The following is a 3,162-nucleotide window of genomic DNA, read 5'->3' as shown; positions in this document are numbered from 1 at the left end:
GGGGGGGCCGGGCCGGGCCCGCCGGGGGGGGGGGGCGCGGGGGGGGCGGGCGGCGGGGCCGGGGCGGCGGGGGCTGTGCGTCGGGGGCTCCGGCGACGCGGGGGCGGCCTGGGTTGGCGCGGGCCCTTGCTGGGGCGCTGCCCCAGACCCCGCTCCTCAATCGCCGGAGGGGCTTGAGATACAGGCCCTCGGCCCCCCAACCGCCCGAGAGGAGGCAGAACGTGACCGGTTGGGCCACAGCTACGGGGCTTGCCCCTCAGGAGGTACCCGCGCGGGGCGAGGGCCTTGTTTCTGAGCCTCGCCGGCGATTGAGGCGCGGGGCCCTGCTGGGGGCAGCGCCCCGGATAGGCCCCGGCCGCCTTCCGCCTCACGCCAGGAAGCGGCGGAGGATCTCCTCGCCTGCCGCGACTCCGGACTGCGGCAGGGCCTCGACGTGAGGGGCGTGCCAGCCGGTGGTGGCCAGTTCGCCGTGGGCCGGGCGCCAGCCTCGGTCCGCGGCGAGGAGGAGGTCGGCGTCGAGGAGGGAGTCCCCGGCGGCGAGGACGCGGGCGGAGCCGGTGCGGCGGGCGACCTCGCGGAGGGCGGCGCTCTTGGTGAGGGGCTGGGGTACGGCGTAGATCTTGCGGCCCTGGAGGGAGACGGCCCAGCCCCGGGGTTCGGCCCAGGCGGCGAGTTCCTTGGCCCAGTCCCCCGGGAGCAGCGCGCGTTCCACGACGAGGTAGGCGAAGAGGTCCTCGGCGACGCGTTCCTTGAGCAGCCAGGCGGGGTCGGCGGTGGCGATCAGATGGGCGCGGACCTCGGCGAGCGAGGCGCAATCGTCGGCGAGGCGGGCGGCCACCTGCCGCTGCCAGGCGGGGTCGGAGACGCCGTTGACGAGGATGTGCCCGCCGTTGGCGCAGATCGCGAACTCCGGTTCCGGGCCGGGGAGATGGATGCGTCCGTACTGCTCCCGGGTACGGGTGGTGGCCGGTACGAAGACCTTCTCGGCCGCGACCCGGGGCAGCAGCGAGGCCGCGGTCTCCGTCAGATACGACAGCGGCCTGCCCTGGTACACCTCGACACAGAGCAGCCGGGGGGCGTCCGCGTCGGCCATCGTGAGCCCGAGGGCTCCGGCGGAGTAGATGAGCGTACGGTCCAGATCGCTGGCGACGAGGACGCTCACAGCTCGTTCACCGCCTTGCCGTCCGCACCGGTCGCGCCTCGGGTGTACCGGGGGTGGATGAGTCCCACGCAGCTGTACGGGAGTTCCCCGGCCTCCTCGACGGGCACCCCGCGCTGTTCGGCGAGCAGCCGCACATGGTCGAGGTCGGCCCCGGCTCCGGCGCGGGCGAGGATCTTCCAGGGGACGCGGCGCAGCAGTACGCGGGTGGTCTCGCCGACGCCGGGCTTGACCAGGTTCACATCGTGGATGCCGTACTCCTCACTGATCCGCTCGACGGCGGCCCAGCCCTCCCAGGTGGGTGCGCGGTCCGCCGCCAGCAGTTCCTTGACCTCGGCGTCGACGGCGGCCGTCTCGTCGTCGAAGCGGGCGGCGACGGTGTCGAGGAAGTGTCCTGAGACATCCGCGCCGGCCAGTTCGCGGTAGAACTTCGCGCCGTGGAAGTCCCCCGGGCCGACCAGGTCGGCGCGCAGGACCGTACGGGAGATCAGTCCGGAGACGGTGGAGTTGAGGCAGGCGGAGGGGATGAGGAAGTCCTCGCGGGTGCCGTAGGTGCGGACGCAGCCGCCGGGGTCGGCGAGGACGGCGATCCCGGGGTCGAAGCCGCCGAAGTCGGTGAGGGCGGCGGCCAGTTCGCGGGTGATCGCGCCCTTGCCGGTCCAGCCGTCGACGAAGACGACATCGGCGGGGTCGTGGTGGTGCCGGAGCCAGCGCAGGGCGTTGGCGTCGATGCCTCGGCCCCGGACGATGGAGACGGCGTAGTGCGGCAGGTCGAGGCCGTGCCGGTGCTGGGCCCAGCGGCGCATCAGGACGCCGACGGGGGTGCCCGCGCGGGCCAGCGACACCAGCACGGGGCGCGGGGAGCGCTCCGCGAGCACGGTCTCGGTGACGGTCCCGACCGCGCGCGCGATCCGGGCGGCGGAGGTCTCCAGCGCGCTGCGGAACAGCCGCTGGTAGTCGTCGCTCGGCTGGTACTCGACAGGCAGCGACTCGGCGTAGTGCGCTCCCCCGCTCTGTATCGCCTCCTCCCGTTCCTCGGTGGGCGCCTCCAGCTCGACATCGGAGAGGTCCTGGAGGAGCCAGCCGACGTCGTCGGGGGCGTACGAGGAGAACGCGGGCCCGCGCAGGGGGGCGGGCAGCGACTCGGGCGGCATGGAGACCTTTCCGGGTACGTGGCCGGGCACGACGCGCGCGTGACCGGGCACGATGGGCGCGTCACCGGGCGCAACGGGGACGTGGCTGGGCACGACGGCCAGCACGAGGTGCGGGGTGTGGGCGGCGAGCCGGTCCAGCAGACCGCCGGGGGCGTGCAGCTCGGGGGTGTCGGCGGTGGAGTCCACGACGGCGACGACGGTGTCGAAGCCCGCGCCCGCGACGTTGTAGGCGTACCGCTCGCCGGGGCCGTCGGCCGGGGCGTCATGGGCGGGGAAGGCGATCCGGGTGCGTATCGCGTAGCCGGGGTCGTCGACGGCGAGGACGGGCGAGCGGGTGGTGGTGGAGTACCGCACCTCGGCGTCGGTGAGCCCCTCCAGGGCGGTGCCCAGGCGCAGGGGCGCGTACATCAGCTCCTCGAAGCCGAGGACGAGCACCCGGCGCGCGCCGGTGGGGAGGCGCTGGGCGATCCGGGCCGCCATACCGGGGAGCGCGGCCTCCAGCCGGGCGCGGTGCCCGGGGGTGAAGCCGTGCCGCCCGCCGTCGGGGAGCCCCTGGGGCCACTCCAGCTCCACCCGCGCTGCGGGGCGACCGGCACGGAGGGCGTCGGCCCCGCCCGGGGATACCGCCCCGGCCCCGCTCGGGGATGCCGCCCCGGCGGCGTCCAGGAACCCGGCCCCGGTCCCGGCCCCGGCAACAGGCCCCGCCCCCGTGGCGTGCGGCCCGCCCGGTCCGGCCCCGGCAACAGGCCCCGCCCCCGTGGCGGGTATTCCGACGGGTCCGGTCGGAATACCCGCCAGGCCGTCCGTGACGACACCGTGGTCCAAGTCCGCGACGCCCTCGTCCGGGTC

Annotated in this window: 2 protein-coding genes; both read right to left on the bottom strand. The window is 75.5% G+C overall.

The annotated features are described in order from the left end of the window. Positions 1–367: 367 nt before the first annotated feature. Positions 368–1,162 (bottom strand): HAD family hydrolase, encoded by a 795-nt coding sequence (locus tag ACWF94_RS37360; RefSeq protein WP_453499197.1) that lies wholly within the window; start codon positions 1,160–1,162, stop codon positions 368–370. Further along, on the bottom strand, positions 1,159–3,162 hold a 2,004-nt coding region (locus ACWF94_RS37355; RefSeq protein WP_453499195.1), incomplete at its 5' end, for a cysteine protease StiP domain-containing protein. The genes ACWF94_RS37360 and ACWF94_RS37355, both read right to left, overlap by 4 nt.

It is taken from the genome of Streptomyces sp. NPDC055078 (genome assembly GCF_053607985.1).
This window is presented reverse-complemented; position numbering and strand designations above follow the sequence as displayed.